This is a genomic window from Nocardia sp. NBC_01009, from assembly GCF_045208035.1.
Taxonomy (GTDB): domain Bacteria; phylum Actinomycetota; class Actinomycetes; order Mycobacteriales; family Mycobacteriaceae; genus Nocardia.
The window spans coordinates 5,223,748-5,241,611 of sequence record NZ_CP108695.1 but is presented as its reverse complement, the minus strand read 5'-3'; the positions used below and the strand labels follow the sequence as shown (position 1 = coordinate 5,241,611).

Here is a 17,864-nt window from a genome sequence, read left to right as displayed (position 1 = left end):
GGTCGCTGATCAGCGTTTTCGGCGTGTATATAACCACTCCTCCTGTGAGCGGTTTGCTGACATCGGGTTCGTCTTCGGCAACTACACGAGCAGCACCCCGCCAGATCGACACGACGACGGAAGAAATCTTCGAACTTGTTCGGCACCCGATCCGTCACGGCAGCACGGGGTGCGCCCGAGCGGCAATTCCACACAACGTTTCGCCTGGTACGAGACCGACCCAGGTAGGTTAAACGGACAAATCGCCCATCCGGTGCGCATGGTCGATGGGGGCGAAGCTAGGCTCGAAGAGTGAACGTAGAGGTGACGCCATTGCCGGGAATCGGTGTACGCAAGGACTTTCCGATCAAAAGTGGGCACCGCAGGATCGGCGTCATCGACCGCAAAGACGGCACGATCGACCTGATTCTGAGCCGAGCAGACAACCCGGATGTCACCGATCAGCTCCATTTGTCGGCGAACGAAGCAGCGGCATTGGCGAACCTGTTGGGCGCACCGCAATTGGTGGCGCGGCTGCGTGCCGAGCATCGGGAGTTGGACGGTGTCAACACGCGACAGTTCCCGATCCTGCGCGGCTCACCCTACGACGCGCGAATGCTCGGCGAAACCGAGATGCGCACGCGGACAAAAGCTTCCATCGTCGCAGTAATGCGCGCAGGCCAGGTCATCGCCTCGCCCGGCCCCGATTTCACGTTCGCCTCGGGCGATCAACTCGTCATTGTCGGTACCGCGGAGGGCCTCGAGGCCGCCGCCGAGATCCTAAGCCACGGCTGATCCATGGTGTTCGAAGGAACCGCGCTCTCGCTGATCCAGCTGGGCGCGGTATTTTTTGGCCTCGGTCTGCTCGGCCGCCTCGCCGCACGCATCGGAATGTCGCCGATTCCCCTGTATCTCATCGGCGGACTGGTCTTCGGCAACGGCGGGTTCATCGCGCTGAGCAATGTCGACGAGTTCATTCACCTCGCCAGCGAGATCGGCGTGGTACTGCTGTTGCTGTTGCTCGGCCTGGAATACAGTGCGCCGGAACTGGTTACCGGAATGCGAAGATCCTGGCAGGCCGGACTGCTCGACATCGCGCTCAACGCAACGCCCGGCGTCGTGGTCGCTCTCGGCCTGGGGTGGGGTCTCACCGGAGCGATCGCGATGGCAGGGGTCACCTATATCTCCTCCTCGGGAATCGTCGCGAAAGTCTTGAACGACCTCGGCCGACTCGGTAACCGCGAGACGCCGGTCATCCTGTCGATCCTGGTGTTCGAGGATCTCGTCATGGCGGGCTACCTGCCGGTGTTGACCGCCGTGCTTGCCGGTGCCGGATTCCTCGCCGGACTGAAGACACTGTCCATCGCGCTGATCGCCGTCACCGTGGTGCTGGTAGTTGCGCTGCGCTACGGCAAGTACGTCTCTGCGATCGTGGCCAGCGAGGACCGCGAGATCTTCCTGCTCAAACTGCTCGGTGCCGCATTGCTGGTTGCCGGATTCGCCTCCGCAGTACAGGTTTCCGCGGCTGTCGGCGCGTTCCTGCTCGGTATCGCGATCTCCGATTCGACCGCGCACAACGCCACCAAGATCCTCGAGCCGCTGCGCGACCTGTTCGCGGCGATGTTCTTCGTCCTCTTCGGCCTGACCACCGATCCGGCCAGCATCCCTCCGGTATTGGGGTGGGCCTGCCTACTAGCAGGGGTTACCACCGCAACCAAACTGGCGACCGGCTGGTGGGCCGCCCGGCAGGCAGGTGCCTCCCGTTACGGCCGGGCCCGCGCGGGCACCGCACTGGTGGCGCATGGCGAGTTCTCCATCGTGATCGCGGGACTGGCCGTCGCCGCGGGCGCGGTCCCCAGCGAGTTCGCTGCGATGGCAACGACGTACGTGCTGATCATGGCGGTGATCGGTCCGATCGCCGCACGCGTGGTCGAGCCCATCCTCGGCATGGTTGCGCGCCGCCCGTCCCGGCCGCAGCCCGCTGCGGAACCGCACGGCGAATGATCGCGAGCCGACCCATTTCGCCCTGATCTCAATCTCCTTGTCCCGTAGGGAAATTCAGCAGAGACGCACGTCGAGTTTACTCGGATATTACTCAGGTTTCATCGACGCGATACGGCATCCTCGATAGTGTTGACCCTACCTACAGCGAGGTGGGATTTTCGAAGACCTCACATCGGTCGGGGGGAATACGCCCGTAGGGAGAGCTCGTGAAGTATCCAGTGTGCGCTCGCGTGTTAGGTCCGTTGACGCTTGCTCTGAACAATCGCAACGCAACGCCCACAGCCCAGAAACAGCGACAACTCTTGGCATTGCTACTGGTCAGGCATTCGACAGTAGTTCCGGTCTCGACACTGATCGAAGAGCTGTGGAGCGAGGACCCGCCGCGCAGCGCGGTCGCCGTAATCCAGACATACGTACTCGGAATTCGCAAGAAGATGGCGGAGCAACTCGACATCGGACAGGCCGAGGTCGCGGAGCGATATCTCCGCACGCGCAGCAAAGGCTATTCGTTCGAGGTACAGGATTGCGTTTTCGACCTGCGCAATTACCGCTCGTTGTCGGATGCCGCCAGAATCGCCGCCAAGGCAGGCGACGATCACCGCGCCGTCGATCTGTTCCATGCGGCCGAGGCCTGCTGGACCGGCCCCGCGTTGGTGGACGTGGAGGCGGGCATGCCGCTTGCCGCGGAGATCTCGCACCTGGATCATCTGCGGCTGGCCAATGTCGAGCTGCGCATCGAAGCCGAACTCCGGCTGGGCCGCTATCGCGAAGTATGCCCCGACCTGGCCCGATTGACTATGCAGCATCCGCTGGACGAGCGCATGCAGGCCTACTACATGTTCGCGCTGAGCCGTTCGGGTCAGCGGCATCTCGCGCTCAGCTCATACCAGCAGTTCTGCAAAGCGATGCAGCACGAGCTCGGGCTCGACCCGTGCATGAAGCTGCAGAAGCTGCACCAAGACATCCTCGCCGCCTCGGACGAACGCGTCGGCATGATGCTCGAGCGCAAGCACGCCGGCTATCTGATCGGCTTCTATCCACCCGCCGACCCTGCGGCATCCGCTACTCCCGCCTAGCAATATTCCTCGCGCAACGGCACTTCCATGAATTAAGTCACGCAGAGTGCAGATACCACATGCGCGAGTCGAAGACCTCGATCAGGAAAGCCTTTCCCGCAGCCGGTCATTCGCCCACCGTTGCCGAATCCGGCCGGCTTGCGCTTATTCCAAGCGAATATTCGCTTCGCGCGTTCATGTCGACATGAACACCCGGAGCGCATTTCCCGCACTTCTCCGGGAAAAGAATGCCTCGACGTCACCCTCCCGGCGTCGAGGCATTCGTGCGAGCACGGTGCGGTGAAATCTGTTTCCCACAGCCTGCGCGCACCCACTCGAGAACACCTCGAATAGACGGCTGGAGCAGTGCTGGAGCACCACTCACCATGCTTGATTCCCAGCATCGCCGCAACACCACGATCTTCCTGCGGAGGGAGCAAAAGCTATGGATACCAGTGCATTCGGCGGTATCGGATGACCCGCCACCGCGTGCTCACCGGCGACGAAGCCTGCTGGGACGGAGGGGCGCCGATATGCCGGAGGTGACCAGCGAATCGGTCGACGTCTGCGTCGTCGGCGGCGGACCCGCCGGTCTGATGGCAGGACTGCTGCTGGCCAGGTCCGGTGTGGATGTGCTCGTGCTGGAGAAACATCCGGACTTTCTGCGCGACTTCCGAGGCGACACCGTGCATCCCTCGACGCTGCGGGTGATGGACGAGCTGGGACTGGCCGACGAGTTCCTCGCGCTGCCGCATGTCGAGCTGCCGCAACTTCCGATGGCCACTGCCATGGGGCCGGTGATATTCGCCGACTTCCGCAAACTGCCGGGACGTTTCCCGTTCGTCGCGTTCATGCCGCAGTGGGACGTGTTGAACTTCCTCGCCGATGCGGGTCGCCGATACCCGGGCTTCCGGCTGCTGCAAGAGGCCGAAGTGACCGAGCTGGTCCAGCAGGACGGCACCGTCGTCGGCGTGCGCGCGCGCACCGCGGACGGCCCTTTCGAGGTCAGCAGCAGGCTGGTCATCGCCGCCGACGGACGCAACTCGCTCGCGCGCGGCTCCGGCCTGCTCGAGGTCGCGGCAAGCGTGGCCCCGATGGATGTGCTGTGGTTCCGGGTGCGTAAGCCCGATGGTGACCGGCTGCCGACGGTGCGCAGCGGCAAGGGCTTCTTCATCGTCTGCATCGATCGCGGCGACTATCTCCAAGTCGCGTACATGATTCCGAAAGGCGGCTTCGACACGATCAAGGCCGCTGGGCTCACCGCATTCCGAGCCGACCTCGCCGCGATCTACCCGACTCTCACCGGGCATCTCGATGCGGAGATCCGCAGTTGGGACGATGTGAAACCGCTCGACGTCCGGGTCGACAGGCTGCGCCGCTGGTATCGGCCGGGGCTGGTCGCCATCGGCGATGCCGCGCACGCGATGTCGCCCGCGGGCGGGGTGGGCATCAATCTCGCCGTCCAGGACGCGATCGCCGCCGCCCGCATCCTGGCGCCGCCGCTTGCCGCGGGCCGACGCCCCACCGTCGCCGAACTCCGCGAGATCCAGCACCGACGTCAATTGCCCATGCGGGTGGTGCAATTCGCACAGCTGCGACTGCTGTCGGATCTCTACCCGAACGCCGGGCGGCCCGGCACGGACAAGCCACTGCTGGTCCGGCTGCTGCGGCAGGTTCCCGGTCTACCGCACCTCGTTGCCAGGGTCATCGGGCTCGGTCTGCGATCCGAACATGTGCCGCCGATAGCGGCGCGTAGTGAAACACCCACTGCCCCAACAACGCTCAGGGAGAACCACTAGTGTCGACCTATCTGCTCATCCATGGAGCCTTCCACGGCGGCTGGTGCTGGCAGCGGGTGACGCCGCTACTCGCGGCCGAGGGTCACACCGTCCACACGCCCTCGCTCGTCGGGCTCGGCGACCGGGCCGAGTTGCTGACGTCGGAGGTCGGCCTCGACACCCACGTGCAAGACCTGGTCGAACTCATTGTGTCCGCAAACCTCACCGACATCGTCCTGGTCGGACACAGTTACGCGGGCATCGTCATCACCGCGGTCGCGGACGCGGTGCCGGACCGGATCGCCGAACTGGTCTATGTCGACACCTTCGTCCCCCGCGACGGCGAATCTGTCGCCGACATCATGCCCGGCATGGTCGAGGCGTTCGTCGCCGCGGCGGCGACCGCAGGCGACGGCTGGCGGGTTCCGCCGCAAACCACACCGATGGGCGACGGTGGCCTCTACGGCGTGACGGACGAACCCGACCTCAGCTGGGTGGCCTCGATGCAAACGGCGCAGTCGCTCGCGACATTTCAACAGCCGATGCGCCTGCGCAACCCGGACGACCTCGCGGCGATACCGGTGACCCACGTGCACTGCAGCGAGGGCGGCGAGGACTTCAAACAGATGCGCGCGGCCGGCCTGCCGCGCACCTTTCCGCCCGCCGACTTCCCCGCCGCGCGCATCCATGTGCTACCGACCGGGCACGACTGCATGATCACCATGCCGCGCGAATTGGCAGGCCATCTCCTCGAACTCGCACCGGCACGGGTCGAGAGCTGACCCGCGACGGCAACCTCCGATGCGCTCACACGCTCGCGTCGTAGGCGGCGCGGGCGGCGAGCACCTCGGCCAGGTGCTCGCCCGACCAGTCCACGATGCTGCCGAACACCGGGGCCAGCGTCGCGGCCAGCGGGGTCGCGGCGTACTCCACGCGCGGCGGCACCTCGGCGTAGTAGGTACGGGCAACCAAGCCGTCACGTTCGAGCTGACGCAGGCGCTGGGTCAGCACCTTCGGTGTCAGGCCGGGGATTCGCTGCTGCAATTCAGTAAAGCGCAGTCGGCCATCATGGGTCAGCACCCACAGCACCTGCGTCGACCATCGCCCGAAGACGAGGTCGATCACCGGCGTGATCGGGCACGGATCCACGGTTGCGGTCACCGCCGCGCGGGGCACAGTGGTCATCGATCCTCCAGTCGAGCCGCTTTCCTCTTGGTAACTACTATACTTTGGAAAGTATTGTGATTCCCAGCAGCCGCACACACCGCGTGAGTGAGCGAAAACCCAAGGGAGCACAGCAATGTCGACGACAGTGCACAACCGGCCGGGACTACCTACGCGATCCGGGAACCCGCCTCTCACGCGAGCACACAATCCACACCAGCAACTCGACCAGACCGCGCCGACGATCCTGCAAGAGACCCTGTGGGCGCGCATGGTCACCCTCGACGGCGTCATCGTCGGCCGCAGCAGCGTATCCCTCGCCGACACCCGCGCACTGCATCTGCGACCGGCCGACGCCGGTGGTCCCGCCGAGGCCTTTCTGGCGGGCACCGAATTCGCGCACCTGCACGGGTCCGCCGACGGCAGCCTGCACATGTGCCTGCCGACCGAGGTCGTTGCGGAGGCGATCACCCGCGGCTGGGCGGAGCTGCATCCGATGGCGCGACAACGATTCCTGCCCGCGACGGTGGTGATGGTCTACGGGCCGCGCGACACCGACGAATTGAAGATCACCTGGCGGTTGGTCCGTGCCAGCTACCAGTTCGCCCGCGGAGCGCGCGGGAGCGACACCCAGCCCGTCGACAACTGAGGAGACTCCGTGAACACCGCTCAGCCCACCACCTACCTCACACTGGCCGCCGACGCCCAGAATCTGCTGTTCCGCGAGGCGCGCACCGCCAACACCTTTGCCGACCATCCGGTCGACGACGAGCAGATCCGTGACATCTACGAACTCGTCAAGTACGGGCCGACCTCGATGAATCAGCAGCCGCTTCGCGTTGTGCTCGTGCGTAGCCCGCAGGCGCGCGCCCGCCTCGTCACTCACATGATCGACAACAACAAGCCCAAGACCGCCGGCGCACCGCTGACCGCAATTCTGGCCGCCGACTTGAACTTCCACGATCAGCTGCCCAAGGTGTTCCCCCACGCACCGGATGCCAAGGACTACTTCACCGACGACGCCTACCGCGCGGAATCAGCACGCTTCAATGCCCTGATCCAGGTTGGCTACTTCATTCTCGGCATCCGCGCCGCCGGACTGGCGGCAGGCCCGATGAACGGCTTCGACGCCGCGGGCGTCGACAAGGAATTCTTCCCCAACGGAAACCACAGCTCGCTCGTCGTCGTCAACATCGGCAAGCCGGGACCGAACGCCTGGTTCCCGCGTTCGCCTCGGCTCGACTACGACGAGGTCGTGACGACGGCATAGTTTCCCGCCTGATCGGGACAGGGTTCCGACCGTCGCGGGAACCCTGTCCCGATCGATGGCTCCGGCACCCGGCTACCCGAACTTTCCGGCGATGCCGGCGACCGGCGATTCGCCGGTCCCGGGTATAGGCTTTGCCTGCCAGTCGGCAGAGGTCCGCGAACGCCGTGGGTGCGCTGGCGGCAATCGGGTGCCGGCCGCCCGATTAGGGATCGGAGATGGTGTTGCTCGAGGTGTCGCTCGACGGAAGCATCGCGACGATCTCCACCGGATCCAGCGAAGGCCTGCTCTCCGAACTGGTGGAGCACCTGCGGCAGAACCGAACGGTCCTGCGCGAGGAATGGGCGCGCCGCATCACCGAAGCACAGCTACTCACCGCGATGACACCCGATGAGATGTTCTCCGAAGCGACATCGGTATACGACAACTATGTCGCGGTGCTGGAGACCGGTTCCGTGGAAGCGCTGCAGGCCTACGCACGCGATCTCTCCGAACGCATCATTCCCCGTGGTGTGGAAACCGATGAGGTCCTCGGTATCGTGCTGTTGCTGCGTGATGTGCTCGCGCGCTCGTTGTTCGAGAAATACCAGGGCGACTTCGATCTGCTCAACCAGGTCCTCGACGCCTACGAACCGGCCGCCAACCGCATCGCCAACACCGTGGGCGTCTCCTTTGTCCAGGAACGCGAGCGCATCATCCGCCAACAGCAGGAAGCGATCCGGGAGTTGTCGACTCCCGTTCTGCAGGTGCGTGAGCAGCTGCTGATCCTGCCGATCATCGGCGTGCTCGACGGGCAGCGGGCCCGTCAGCTCACCGAACAGCTGCTGAGCGCCATTCGGCACAATCGCGCCAAGGTCGTCGTCATCGACATCACTGGTGTACCGACGATCGACTCCACCGTCGCCAACCACCTCGTGCAGACGGTCGAAGCATCCGGGTTGATGGGCGCCAGCGTGATCATCACCGGCCTATCCTCGGAGATCGCGTTGACCTTGGTGACAATCGGGTTGGACCTGTCGAAGATGAACGCCGTCGGCGACCTGCAGGGTGGCATCGAGGAGGCCGAACGCCTGCTCGGCTACGACGTCACCCGCAGTGGCGCCGGAGATTTTCTGCATACGGGCGAGCGATGAGCAGGCCGTGCGCGCAGGCATCGATAGTCCGCAATGTCGGCAAAAGCACCCGCATATCACGTCGGTGGTGACATACGGTGTCCGTCGAAGGCCGAGCACTCATGAAAGTGGTTGTGCCCGAGCTGGAATCGCGAGGAGGAAACATGAGCTCCCGGTCGTTGCTGCGGCGTCTCGGCACGCTTGCGCTGGCATGCGTGCTGACGGTGACGATCGCGGCGTGTGAGGACAGCCGCTCCGAAGCGCCACCGGCCGGCGAGGCAGCGTTCGTCTCCGTCACCGAGGTGGATCCGACGATCCTCGTCGATGCTCGCTATTTCGGGCAGCACAATTTCCTCGGTACCCGCGTGGCCGGATATGAGGCACCCAAGTGCCTGTTGACCAAGCAGGCGGCATCGGCCCTCGCCCAGGTGCAGCAGGAGTTGCGGCCGATGAATCTCACACTGAAGACCTACGACTGCTACCGCCCACAGCGCGCCGTCGACCACTTCGTTGCTTGGGCCCGCGATCTCGGCGATGTGAAGATGAAGGCCGAGTTCTACCCTGCTGTGGACAAGGCGAATCTGTTCCGGGACGGCTACATTGCCGAGAAGTCGGGCCATAGTCGGGGCAGCACGCTGGACCTCGCCATTGTGGCGCTGCCCGCGCCCGAGGCCGAGCAGTATCACGAGGGCGATCCGCTGCGTGAGTGTTTCCGGCCCGCGGATCAGCGGTTCCGTGACGACATGCTCGATTTCGGCACCGGATACGACTGCTTCGATCCCGCGGCGCACACCGCGAACCCGGCCGTCGGCGGCACCCAGCGGGCAGTGCGCACGCTACTGACGAACCTGATGGACGAGCACGGGTTCAAGAACCTCGCCGAGGAATGGTGGCATTTCACCCTGAGGGACGAGCCCTTCCCGCAGACCTACTTCGACTTCCCCGTCCGCTGAGACCGCCTCGGCCGCCTAGAGCAGCGGAGCCGTCGTCGCGTTCGTACGCTCCACGTATTCGTCGTTGATCAGGTGGTAGGCCTGCCCCAGATCGTCGAGGGCCTGCCGCCATCGGGATTCGGCGTCACCGTCGCCGGGGTTGCGGCTCAGCGCCAGCAACGTCTCGGTGGCATCGGCCGACCGCGTTGCGGCATCGAGCAGAATCGGCGCGGGATCGACCGTCGTCTCGGCGGCCAACGCCTCGATACGGTCACGCAGCCGGCGTGCGTCGACACCTGCTTGCACGCAAGCATTCGTATCGGGCGCCTGCCGGGCGCTCATCGCGGCAGCGCGAGCGACCTCGTCCGCGGTCGTCGCCGTGGCGAGCACCTGGCGCATTTCGCCACCTACCGCGTGATACAGCAACCCCACCAACAGCGAACGCTCCGAATCCGGCCCGCGAAGACCCGCGCTGTCCGGCTCGCCGATCTCCGCAGGATCTATGTGCAGAATCGCCAGCACGGCCCGCAACTGCGCGATCGTCACCATCGTGTAGCGCTCCCCATCCGTCGCAGCGGCCCTCGGCCGCATCATGGGACCCTGGCAAAACAGTGGGGTCCGGACAAAACCGGCGAACCATTAACCCGCCAGTAGCCACTTTTCCGGTCCGGCGCGTGCATGAAGGCCAACTCGGGTGTCCTCAGCCCGCCACTACCGCGGCGATCGACCGGTTCCCGACTCCGCTGGGCACGGTGCCCGCCTCGCTCAGCGCACCGGCAAGATGGTCCGACAGCGTCTCGCACATGGCGGCCAGCTGGTCCTTGCGGTCGGAGTCGAGGGCGTCGAAAACCAGGCTCCGCACCGTGTTCAGGTATTCCGGAGTCGCTTGGTCCACCTTCCGGCAGCCGTCCGCGGTGATGACGGCGTACACCCCGCGTGATCCCGCTGCGGCGCTGCGCACCGCCCAACCCCTGCGCTCCAGCTTCGACACGGCATGGGACAACCGCGATGTCGAGGCGTTCGCCGCGCTGGCCAACTCGGTCATGCGCATCCGATGATCGCACTCTTCCGACAGCAGCGCCAGCACACGGTATTCGAAATGGGTGACCCCGAATTCGCGTTGCAGCAAGCCATCCAGGACACCCGGCAGGCGTGTCGTCACCGTCACCATCGCCCGCCAGGCCCGCTCTTCGGTGTGGTCGAGCGCCGTCGCCATGCCTTGCCCCCGCTTTCAGCCAAGTGACATCGAGTCCCGTATTCGGATGTGCACCGCGTCGGCTACCCGACGCGACGACAATAGTTTGCCGTGCCTTCGCTGGATCCACGAAACCCTATATAAACGAGCGAACACTGTCCATGGGTTGGACAAATTCTGAGATGTGGTTGTCCGCCGGGTCTGTCACGACCCGATCCCTGCGCATCGTGCGTCGCCGACGCCATCGCTTGTCTACCGCGCCTGCAAATGCCACGCCAGCCCAGCGGAGATCGGCTGGCCCGTCGCGTCCTCGTAGACGATATATGCCGGGCTCGGATTGACCTCGAAGCAGACGATTCGCCCGTCGTCGGCGAAGCGCAGGTCGATGTCCGACAACTCGAGACCGAGTCGGCGCGTCAACCGGACGCATTGCTCGCCAACCTCGTCCGGGATGGTGACGCTGATCGAGCACAACATGAGCGAGACCAGCAAACGACGGCTCGCGCGCCACCGCTGCGAATGGCCAGCCCCTTCTCCGCCGGGCCATGATGGTGGTGACAGGCGTACTCACGCCCGTCGCCGGTCGACAGCTACTCGAGCGGGCCCGATCCGGCCATGGTGTGCGCGCCGAGCGAGATCCCCTGTGCCGCTCAGGACTTCATCGATACCACGAATGCTCGATTGAGCCGCGCGAACGAAGCCGCCGTGGTTAGGTTCATCTGGTTCGGAATGGGTGTGACAAGGTTGTGCAGAAGGATGGACGATGACGGGTTCTGAGTCGGTGGGCTTCGACACGACCAAACCGAGCATCGCGCGCGTCTACGACGCGCTACTGGGCGGGACGGACAACTATCCCGCCGATAATGCGGTCGTCGAGCATCTTGCCGAGACGCTGCCGGAGATCCGTGAAGTCGCCCAGGTGAATCGGGCCATGCTCGGTCGCGGCGTCCGCTACCTCGCGGGCCCGGCAGGCATCACACAGTTCCTCGATCTCGGCGCCGGACTGCCCACCATGGAGAACACTCACCAGGTCGCGCAGGCGCTGCAATCGGGCGCGAAAGTCGCCTATGTCGATATCGATCCGGTCGCGTTGGCACACGGTCGCGCGTTGGTGGAGAACAACGAAGGGACGGTGGTCGTGGCCGCGGACCTGCGCACCTCCACCGAAGTTCTCGACGATCCCGCGGTTCGGCAGACGATCGACTTCACCAGCCCGGTCGCTGTCATGCTCGTCGGGATCTTGCATCACCTCCACGACGATGAGGATCCCGCGGCCATCGTCGACAGCTATCTCAGTGCCGTGCCCTCGGGCAGCCACCTGTTCATCACGCATTTCTGCGACTCCGGCCCGGAGGCACGCGCCCTGGAGAAGTCGTTCCTGGAATTCCTCGGCACCGGCCGGTTCCGAACACACGAGGAGGTACTCGACCTGTTCCGGGGACTGGAACTGGTCGAGCCCGGTCTCGTATACCTGCCCGAATGGCGGCCCGCCGATGAAGACCCCGGCGAGCTGACCATCACCCAACGGCTGATGGTCGGCGGGATTGCGCGCAAACCCTGAGGGTCCCCCACAGCGTTGCCGCGCGGATCATGGTGTCTGAAAGTACTATGTACGTACGCAGAAAGTAGTGTGCGACGGGATGCCGGTCCCACCACCGCCACTACTGGAGGTGAACTATGCGCGTACGGAGATTCGGCGAGCTCGAAGCGGTCATCATGGACCGAGTGTGGGATCGCGACGAACCGACCACTGTCCGTGGGATTCTCGACGAGATCAGCGCCGAACGCGAGATCGCGTACACCACGGTGATGTCGACCATGGACAATTTGCACCGCAAAGGCTGCCTCGAGCGGGAACGTGTCGGCAAGGCGTACTGGTATCAACCCACGCTGACCCGTGAGCAGTACAGCGCAACTCTGATGCACGAGGCCCTCCATGGCGGTGGCCGATCAGATCTCGTGCTGGCCTATTTCGTCGAGCAGATCGATGCCGAGGAATCAGCGGGACTGCGTGCTGCGCTGCGACTTCGGCGAGATCTGCCGCAGCCGAGGTCGGCCGGAAGCCTGTCCCAGCAACAGTGAACGCGGCCGGCGACATCGAAGGGTGTCGGAGGACTCGTGGGGCTTGCCACACATGGCAATGCGACTCACACTACGCCCACTGCCGTACACACCGGACAGCCGCCGCCGCGCGCAATGACAGGTCCGGTTCAACAGCTTTCCGACACAACACCTTTCAAAGCCGACCCACCGGGATTCCTGGACGCACCCCGCTTCCTGGACAAGCAGATATTACGTATGTAGATAGTAGGTGTCCGCTAGGTTAAGTGCATTCGCGGTGTGCCGCACGGCTCGACGCCGATCGACAGGAGGAACGCCTTGATGCGTTTTCACGCATTCAAGACTTCGAAACAGCGCAGCACCGAGCTATTCGCCCGGATCCGACGACCTGTCGCGCAGCGGGCCGCCGGATGAGCGAGGCGGTCTGCCTGATCCTCTCCAGCTTCGCCGTCGCCGTGCTGGCTCCACGCCCCCTCGCGCGACTCACCCACCGCGGCATCGCGCCACAGTTCGAGCTGGTCGCGTGGCTGAGCGCGATCGGGTCGGTAATCGTCTCTTGGACAGTGGTTCCGGTGATCGTCATCGCCTACGTGATCGTTGATTTGGCCGAGCCGGGCCGCCCGGTCCTCGACAGCTGCTACACCCAACTGCACGACGCCGCCACCGGTCACTACGGAGTCCTGGTGCAAGGCGGGTTCGTCGCACTGACGGGGTTCGCCATGTGCGCAGGAGTGGTGCTGCTCGTCCGCGTCGGACGGTGGTTTCTCCTGGCCCGCAGCACCACCCATGAGCACGCACGTATGGTTCGAATAGCCGGGCGGCACGATGCCGGATTGGATGCCATAGTGCTCGAGGTCGCCCAACCGGCCGCCTACAGCGTGGCGGGCAAGCCACGCACCGTCGTCGTCACGCGCGGCGCGATCGCCGCTCTCGACCAGCACCAGTTGCGTGCCGTATTGGAGCACGAGCGTGCCCACCTCGCCGGTCGGCACCATCTGTGGCTCGCACTGACGCGAGGGCTCGCGGCCAACCTCTCCCGGATCGAGCTGTTCACCCTCGGCGCGACCGAAGTCGCCCGACTCCTGGAGATGTGCGCAGACGACGCGGCCGCGCGCGTGCACGGCCGACCGGCCGTATTGCGCGCACTGCTCACCCTTTCCGGCATCCCCGAAGCCGCCTCTGCGGTGCTCGGCATGTACGGGGTCGACCTGCCCGCACGCGTCGAGCGGCTGATCCCACCGATCGAACCGCGGCCGGGACTTCGCGCCCACCTCGCCCTGGGAGTTGTTGTCGCACTGGTCATTATCGGGCCGCTCGCGTCGGCAACGTTGGCCGCCATAGGCATTGCCGTCTCCGCCCCGCTGCTCGGCTGATCGTCGCCATCGACTATGCGCCCTTGCGCACGGCATCGGTCGCGGGTTGTGCACAAGGTATTCGAGCGGGAGCGACCCCAGGTAAGGCCGATTGCCGATCCGAGGATCGGATGAAACATTCTGATCACGCAATCTTGCGCATCACGCAAGATTGGATACTGTCGGAAGCATGGCATTCGTGCTCGGATTGCGAGAACTGCTCAGCGAACACCCCGAGCTGATCGACACGGTGGTCGCACACGAACCGCCGCTGGCCGGCCTGTTGCCGGATGCCGACAAGTGGCTGGCATTCCTGGACGGCATCCACGAAAAGAGCCACAGCGAAGGCACTCCCGCGGCGATGGCGGCATTCGGCGCGGGTATCGGCCTGCAGATGGGCGGGCGCCCGCCGGCCGAGGATCGGTCACCCGAGGCAGCGGCGATGTCCGCACGGATCCAGCAGAATCTGAAATTCTGGATGGAACACGAACTTCGCCAATACCCCCGCTACACACCGGACTTCACGAGTTTGCAGGCCGCGGCCGGCAAACTGGTGCTCGCCACCGGTCACGATTCGGCGGACACATTCACCGCCGAGCCGAATGCCGTTCTCGCCGAACAGCTCGGGCTGGACGTGGTGGAGTTCGCGGGCAATCACGTCGGCTACATTTTCGCCGCCGACGAGTTCGCCGCGCAACTGGCCGACTTGCTGACCAGCAGGGCCGGGGCCACTGCATGACCGCACCGGGCGGTGCACCACGACAAGTCGCTGTCTGCGGACCACGTGACTGCACCCACGCGGACGCGATACATGCCGCCGAAGTCGGTCGGCTTCTTGCCGAAGCGGGGGTGACGGTGCTGTGCGGCGGCGGCGTCGGGGTGATGGCCGCTGTCGCCGAAGGCGCTTCTTGCGCAGGCGGACTCGTCATCGGTGTCCGCCCCGACACCGACCGCAGCGCGGTCTGCGCGGGACTGTCAGCCGTGCTCTATACGAACATGGGTGAGGCGAGGAATGCGATTCTTGTGCGCTCCGCCGACGCGGTGATCGTCATCGGCGGATCATGGGGCACACTCTCCGAACTCGCCCTCGCCCACCACCGCGGAGACATCCCCGTGGTCTGTCTCGGCGGCTGGCAACTCCGCGACGCGGATGGAAACCCCATCGACGCAGGACAAGTCGCCACCGACCCGGCCGACGCAGTCCGCCGGGCGCTCGACCCGACCGGCTGATCGAGCGACCGACAGACACGCCACAGAACCAGTTCACGCCAGGGCTCACGGTGCGGCGTCGTTGCGTGACGGACCCGCCCACGGCGATCGGCGCGTCCAGCAATTCCGACCCCGGCAGGCAATCAGCACAATCGGCGCGTCCGGGTGTGCTGCCGACCGGTGCGGTCTGCTATGCCGATTGGCGCAGTGGATGCAGGGCGGCGAGAGCGCGGAGTGCGTCGGCGCGAGAGATCGGCTGGTCGTTCTCCAGGGCGGCGAGCTCGAGTTCGATCCAGTCGCGGATCAGTGCCGACATGGTGACGTTGCGATCTTCGGCGGCCCTCTTCACCCGCTGATGCAGCTCGAACGGGATGCGCAGCGACGTGGTAACGGTGACCGCGTCCGCACGCAGCACCGGCGGCGCTTCGGCCGCATCCACGGGCTCGTCACCGAATTCGAGGCCGGCCAGGAAATCCTGGACGTCCTCCGGCTTCGTCGGATAGTCAGTCATCGGCGTGCTCCCAACGCTCGAACTCCGCGACCTGCGTGTCCGCCATCTCGACGGCACCCAGGATGTCCCACTGCCAGTCCTCGGTCCGGCGGACGGCGACGATGAGCGGCCTGCCTGCGTCGGTCCGGCCCCACACTGTCAGGACCGCCAGCCCGCCGGGACCGCGCGCCCGCCGAGGCCATCGGCGAACACCGGTGAGCACCTGTAGCACCTCGCGAGGATCGATCCCGCTTAGTGATAGCAATGCCCACTCAGGCCAGTTATAACCCACAAACAGGGATAATACAAGTGTATTGCGTTCGGGAGGGCGGGTGGGCTGCCAGACCGTCTCCTCGCCGGCCCGGCCGATGCGCGCCCTTCCGCACCAGCTTTTGCGGCGGCTCGTCGAGAGCGCGCGCACCGGCCGGACTCATCGTGCGCGTGCTCGTGACAAATTCCAGCTCTGCCAGCTGTCACCGTCGAGGTCCGTGCGAATCTGATCGAACACCTCGGCACGCAGCGGTTCCGGCAGACGCTCCAGTGCCGGGACGATATCCGGCGAGAGGGTGCTCAGGTACTCGGCGTCGAAGTTCCTCCCGTGCTGCCAACGGTCGATGTTCTTGTCGGCGATAAGACCTTCAGGGTTCAGCACGGCAAGAGCGACCAACGTTGCGGTGGCCGTGCCGATCGCGGCACGAGGCAGCCAGGCGCGGTCCAGCCGGAGCACCGCGGCGATCACCAGCAGGTAGACCAAGCCGAGCCACAGTTCGCACACCTCGACCAACAGTCGCAGCACCGTGAATCCATACGCCTGCTGATAGGTCCACATCCGGCCGAGCGCGGACGCGACAATGACCAACGAGAGCACACTCACCGCGCACAGCAGCGTTCGCAACCACTGCCGATCGGCCGCCGAATCCTTTGCCGCCCAACGCAAGACGACCAGGATGACGGCAAGGGTCAGCATCGTCACGATCGACAGCTGCCAGAAACCGCTGCGTGCGTACTCGGCGTAGGTGAGCCCAGCGGTCCGCTGCACGTAGTTGTCACCACCGAACAGCGCAACGAACTGGGCACCGACGAAGAGCGCGAACAGCGCCGTCAGTGCGCCGACGGGCAACACCCACTCCAGTCGTCGCAGCGATCGACCGGTCTCGGCTTCTTCCTCGTCGAACGGCGTGGCAGGCGGTCCGGCCAGTAGGTACATCGCGCCGAGTGAGCCCAGCCCGACGACTGCGAACAGGACAGTCCACTGCACGATCGCCCCGGCGTCGATCTCCGGTGTCACGCTCGCAAGCAGGTTGGCGAACGTCGCGTCCGCCCCACCGAGAAGTGGTGCGAACACCGCCAACAGCACAACCGTCACCGCGACCGACGCCGCGACCCGCCACGACCTGTCCTGACCATTCCCGCGCATCCGGCCGATCGCCGCGTACACCCACGGCAACGCCGCGAACGACTCGATCGGCACCGCAATCACGTCGTACCAAACGCCATTGGCCGATCGCCGCCCGACGGCAGCCAGCGATCCGGCCACACAGGCAGCGAGTACGCACAGCACGAACAGCCATCCGGCGGCGCGGAACGCACCCACCGCGAGCAAGGCCAATGCTGAGGCCGACCACCAGATCCGGCCCCAGTCCCCCAGGACGCCGCCGTTGCGGTCCGCGAGATCCGACAGTGGCGTCGTCGCCTCGACCGCGACCGACGCAGCCCGCGCGGCCGGTCCCGCAGTGTGCTCCGATCCAATTTCTGTTCCGGCGGCATGCACCGCTCCGGCGGTGGCGGACCACGGCTGCACAGCCCCAGTCGTTGTCGACCCCTCCCGTACAGCCCCGACCTTTGCTGTCCCGGGCTGTACGGCCCCGGCTGTGGCCAACCCCGACGGCAACGCTCCAGCTGTCACGGACCCCGCCTGCATGGCTCCGATCGTTGCCGACGCGGCCCGCACTGCTACAGCTGCGGCCGACCCAGCCCGCACGGTTCCAGCTGCTGCCGATCCCTCGTCCACGGCTCCGACCGTTGCCGACTCAGCCTGCGCAGCAACCGGTTCCTGCGCGGCCGACGATGCCACCTCGGTCGGTGGTTCCGTCGAGGAATCTTTCGCCGGAGACTGCGATGTGTGGAAATGCCCCGCCCCCGCCGTGGCGACCTCGACAACACCGACCGCCGCGTTCCCGTCGGCAGGCAGACCCAGAGACCCACCGTCCGATGTGGACGCGGCACCAGCTCCCACGGTGCGCCGCGCACGCCGATCTACCAAGAA

The 17,864-nt window shown here is 65.4% G+C and carries 21 protein-coding genes; 14 read left to right on the top strand and 7 right to left on the bottom strand.

All coding sequences use genetic code 11. The features are described from left to right. Positions 1–291 precede the first annotated feature (291 nt). From OHA42_RS23365 to OHA42_RS23345, 5 genes are all read left to right on the top strand, one after another. Positions 292–774, top strand: a complete 483-nt coding sequence (locus OHA42_RS23365) for a TrkA C-terminal domain-containing protein (RefSeq protein ID WP_328400793.1) — start codon at positions 292–294, stop codon at positions 772–774. Positions 775–777: 3 nt separating this feature from the next. Next, entirely contained in the window at positions 778–1,983 is a 1,206-nt protein-coding gene (locus OHA42_RS23360) for a cation:proton antiporter (protein WP_406229999.1), read from the top strand. Positions 1,984–2,285: 302 nt separating this feature from the next. Then, positions 2,286–3,059: a BTAD domain-containing putative transcriptional regulator gene (locus tag OHA42_RS23355; RefSeq protein ID WP_406229998.1), complete on the top strand. Its 774-nt coding sequence runs from the start codon at positions 2,286–2,288 to the stop codon at positions 3,057–3,059. 512 nt (positions 3,060–3,571) lie between these two features. Continuing rightward, positions 3,572–4,837, top strand: a complete 1,266-nt coding sequence (locus OHA42_RS23350) for an FAD-dependent oxidoreductase (RefSeq protein WP_406229997.1) — start codon at positions 3,572–3,574, stop codon at positions 4,835–4,837. Further along, entirely contained in the window at positions 4,837–5,598 is a 762-nt protein-coding gene (locus OHA42_RS23345; protein ID WP_406229996.1) for an alpha/beta fold hydrolase, read from the top strand. The genes OHA42_RS23350 and OHA42_RS23345 overlap by 1 nt, the downstream gene beginning before the upstream one ends. 25 nt (positions 5,599–5,623) lie before the next feature. Here the strand turns inward: OHA42_RS23345 and OHA42_RS23340 are convergent, their stop codons facing one another. Further along, a complete protein-coding gene (locus OHA42_RS23340) occupies positions 5,624–6,001 on the bottom strand; it encodes a helix-turn-helix domain-containing protein (RefSeq protein ID WP_328400782.1) in 378 nt (125 codons plus the stop codon). 115 nt (positions 6,002–6,116) lie between these two features. On the opposite strand from OHA42_RS23340, the gene OHA42_RS23335 reads away from it, so the two are divergent. The 4 genes from OHA42_RS23335 (at position 6,117) to OHA42_RS23320 (ending at position 9,312) form a co-directional block, all read left to right on the top strand. Further along, a complete protein-coding gene (locus OHA42_RS23335; protein ID WP_406229995.1) occupies positions 6,117–6,629 on the top strand; it encodes a luciferase family protein in 513 nt (170 codons plus the stop codon). A gap of 9 nt (positions 6,630–6,638) precedes the next feature. Continuing rightward, positions 6,639–7,250: a malonic semialdehyde reductase gene (locus OHA42_RS23330; protein WP_406229994.1), complete on the top strand. Its 612-nt coding sequence runs from the start codon at positions 6,639–6,641 to the stop codon at positions 7,248–7,250. Between the two features lie 215 nt (positions 7,251–7,465). Beyond that, positions 7,466–8,380, top strand: a complete 915-nt coding sequence (locus OHA42_RS23325) for an STAS domain-containing protein (RefSeq protein WP_406229993.1) — start codon at positions 7,466–7,468, stop codon at positions 8,378–8,380. A gap of 143 nt (positions 8,381–8,523) precedes the next feature. Then, on the top strand, positions 8,524–9,312 hold the full coding sequence (locus OHA42_RS23320) for a M15 family metallopeptidase (RefSeq protein WP_406229992.1): 789 nt from the start codon (positions 8,524–8,526) through the stop codon (positions 9,310–9,312). A gap of 15 nt (positions 9,313–9,327) precedes the next feature. Here the strand turns inward: OHA42_RS23320 and OHA42_RS23315 are convergent, their stop codons facing one another. The 3 genes from OHA42_RS23315 to OHA42_RS23305 form a co-directional block, all read right to left on the bottom strand. Further along, positions 9,328–9,885 carry a hypothetical protein gene (locus OHA42_RS23315; RefSeq protein ID WP_406229991.1) on the bottom strand — a complete coding sequence of 186 codons (558 nt, stop codon included), beginning with the start codon at positions 9,883–9,885 and terminating at the stop codon, positions 9,328–9,330. A gap of 106 nt (positions 9,886–9,991) precedes the next feature. Continuing rightward, entirely contained in the window at positions 9,992–10,507 is a 516-nt protein-coding gene (locus OHA42_RS23310) for a MarR family winged helix-turn-helix transcriptional regulator (RefSeq protein WP_406229990.1), read from the bottom strand. Positions 10,508–10,738: 231 nt separating this feature from the next. Further along, complete coding sequence (locus tag OHA42_RS23305; protein WP_406229989.1) at positions 10,739–10,963, bottom strand: hypothetical protein; 225 nt, start codon at positions 10,961–10,963, stop codon at positions 10,739–10,741. A gap of 286 nt (positions 10,964–11,249) precedes the next feature. On the opposite strand from OHA42_RS23305, the gene OHA42_RS23300 reads away from it, so the two are divergent. From OHA42_RS23300 to OHA42_RS23280, 5 genes are all read left to right on the top strand, one after another. Next, the gene (locus OHA42_RS23300; protein WP_406229988.1) at positions 11,250–12,047 is read left to right on the top strand and encodes an SAM-dependent methyltransferase; all 798 of its coding nucleotides are present in this window, start codon (positions 11,250–11,252) and stop codon (positions 12,045–12,047) included. 116 nt (positions 12,048–12,163) lie between these two features. Beyond that, complete coding sequence (locus tag OHA42_RS23295; protein WP_406229987.1) at positions 12,164–12,568, top strand: BlaI/MecI/CopY family transcriptional regulator; 405 nt, start codon at positions 12,164–12,166, stop codon at positions 12,566–12,568. A 389-nt stretch (positions 12,569–12,957) separates the two neighbouring features. Then, complete coding sequence (locus OHA42_RS23290) at positions 12,958–13,920, top strand: M56 family metallopeptidase (RefSeq protein WP_406229986.1); 963 nt, start codon at positions 12,958–12,960, stop codon at positions 13,918–13,920. Between the two features lie 169 nt (positions 13,921–14,089). Then, positions 14,090–14,638, top strand: a complete 549-nt coding sequence (locus OHA42_RS23285; protein ID WP_406229985.1) for a hypothetical protein — start codon at positions 14,090–14,092, stop codon at positions 14,636–14,638. Beyond that, positions 14,635–15,129: an LOG family protein gene (locus OHA42_RS23280; protein WP_406229984.1), complete on the top strand. Its 495-nt coding sequence runs from the start codon at positions 14,635–14,637 to the stop codon at positions 15,127–15,129. The genes OHA42_RS23285 and OHA42_RS23280 overlap by 4 nt, the downstream gene beginning before the upstream one ends. Before the next feature lie 169 nt (positions 15,130–15,298). Here the strand turns inward: OHA42_RS23280 and OHA42_RS23275 are convergent, their stop codons facing one another. The 3 genes from OHA42_RS23275 to OHA42_RS23265 form a co-directional block, all read right to left on the bottom strand. Continuing rightward, positions 15,299–15,619, bottom strand: coding sequence for a CopG family transcriptional regulator (locus OHA42_RS23275; RefSeq protein ID WP_406229983.1), 321 nt, complete (start codon positions 15,617–15,619; stop codon positions 15,299–15,301). Continuing rightward, positions 15,612–15,821 (bottom strand): hypothetical protein, encoded by a 210-nt coding sequence (locus OHA42_RS23270; protein ID WP_328400740.1) that lies wholly within the window; start codon positions 15,819–15,821, stop codon positions 15,612–15,614. The genes OHA42_RS23275 and OHA42_RS23270 overlap by 8 nt, the downstream gene beginning before the upstream one ends. Positions 15,822–16,028: 207 nt before the next feature. Beyond that, on the bottom strand, positions 16,029–17,399 hold the full coding sequence (locus OHA42_RS23265) for a DUF4153 domain-containing protein (RefSeq protein ID WP_406229982.1): 1,371 nt from the start codon (positions 17,397–17,399) through the stop codon (positions 16,029–16,031). Between the last annotated feature and the right edge of the window lie 465 nt (positions 17,400–17,864).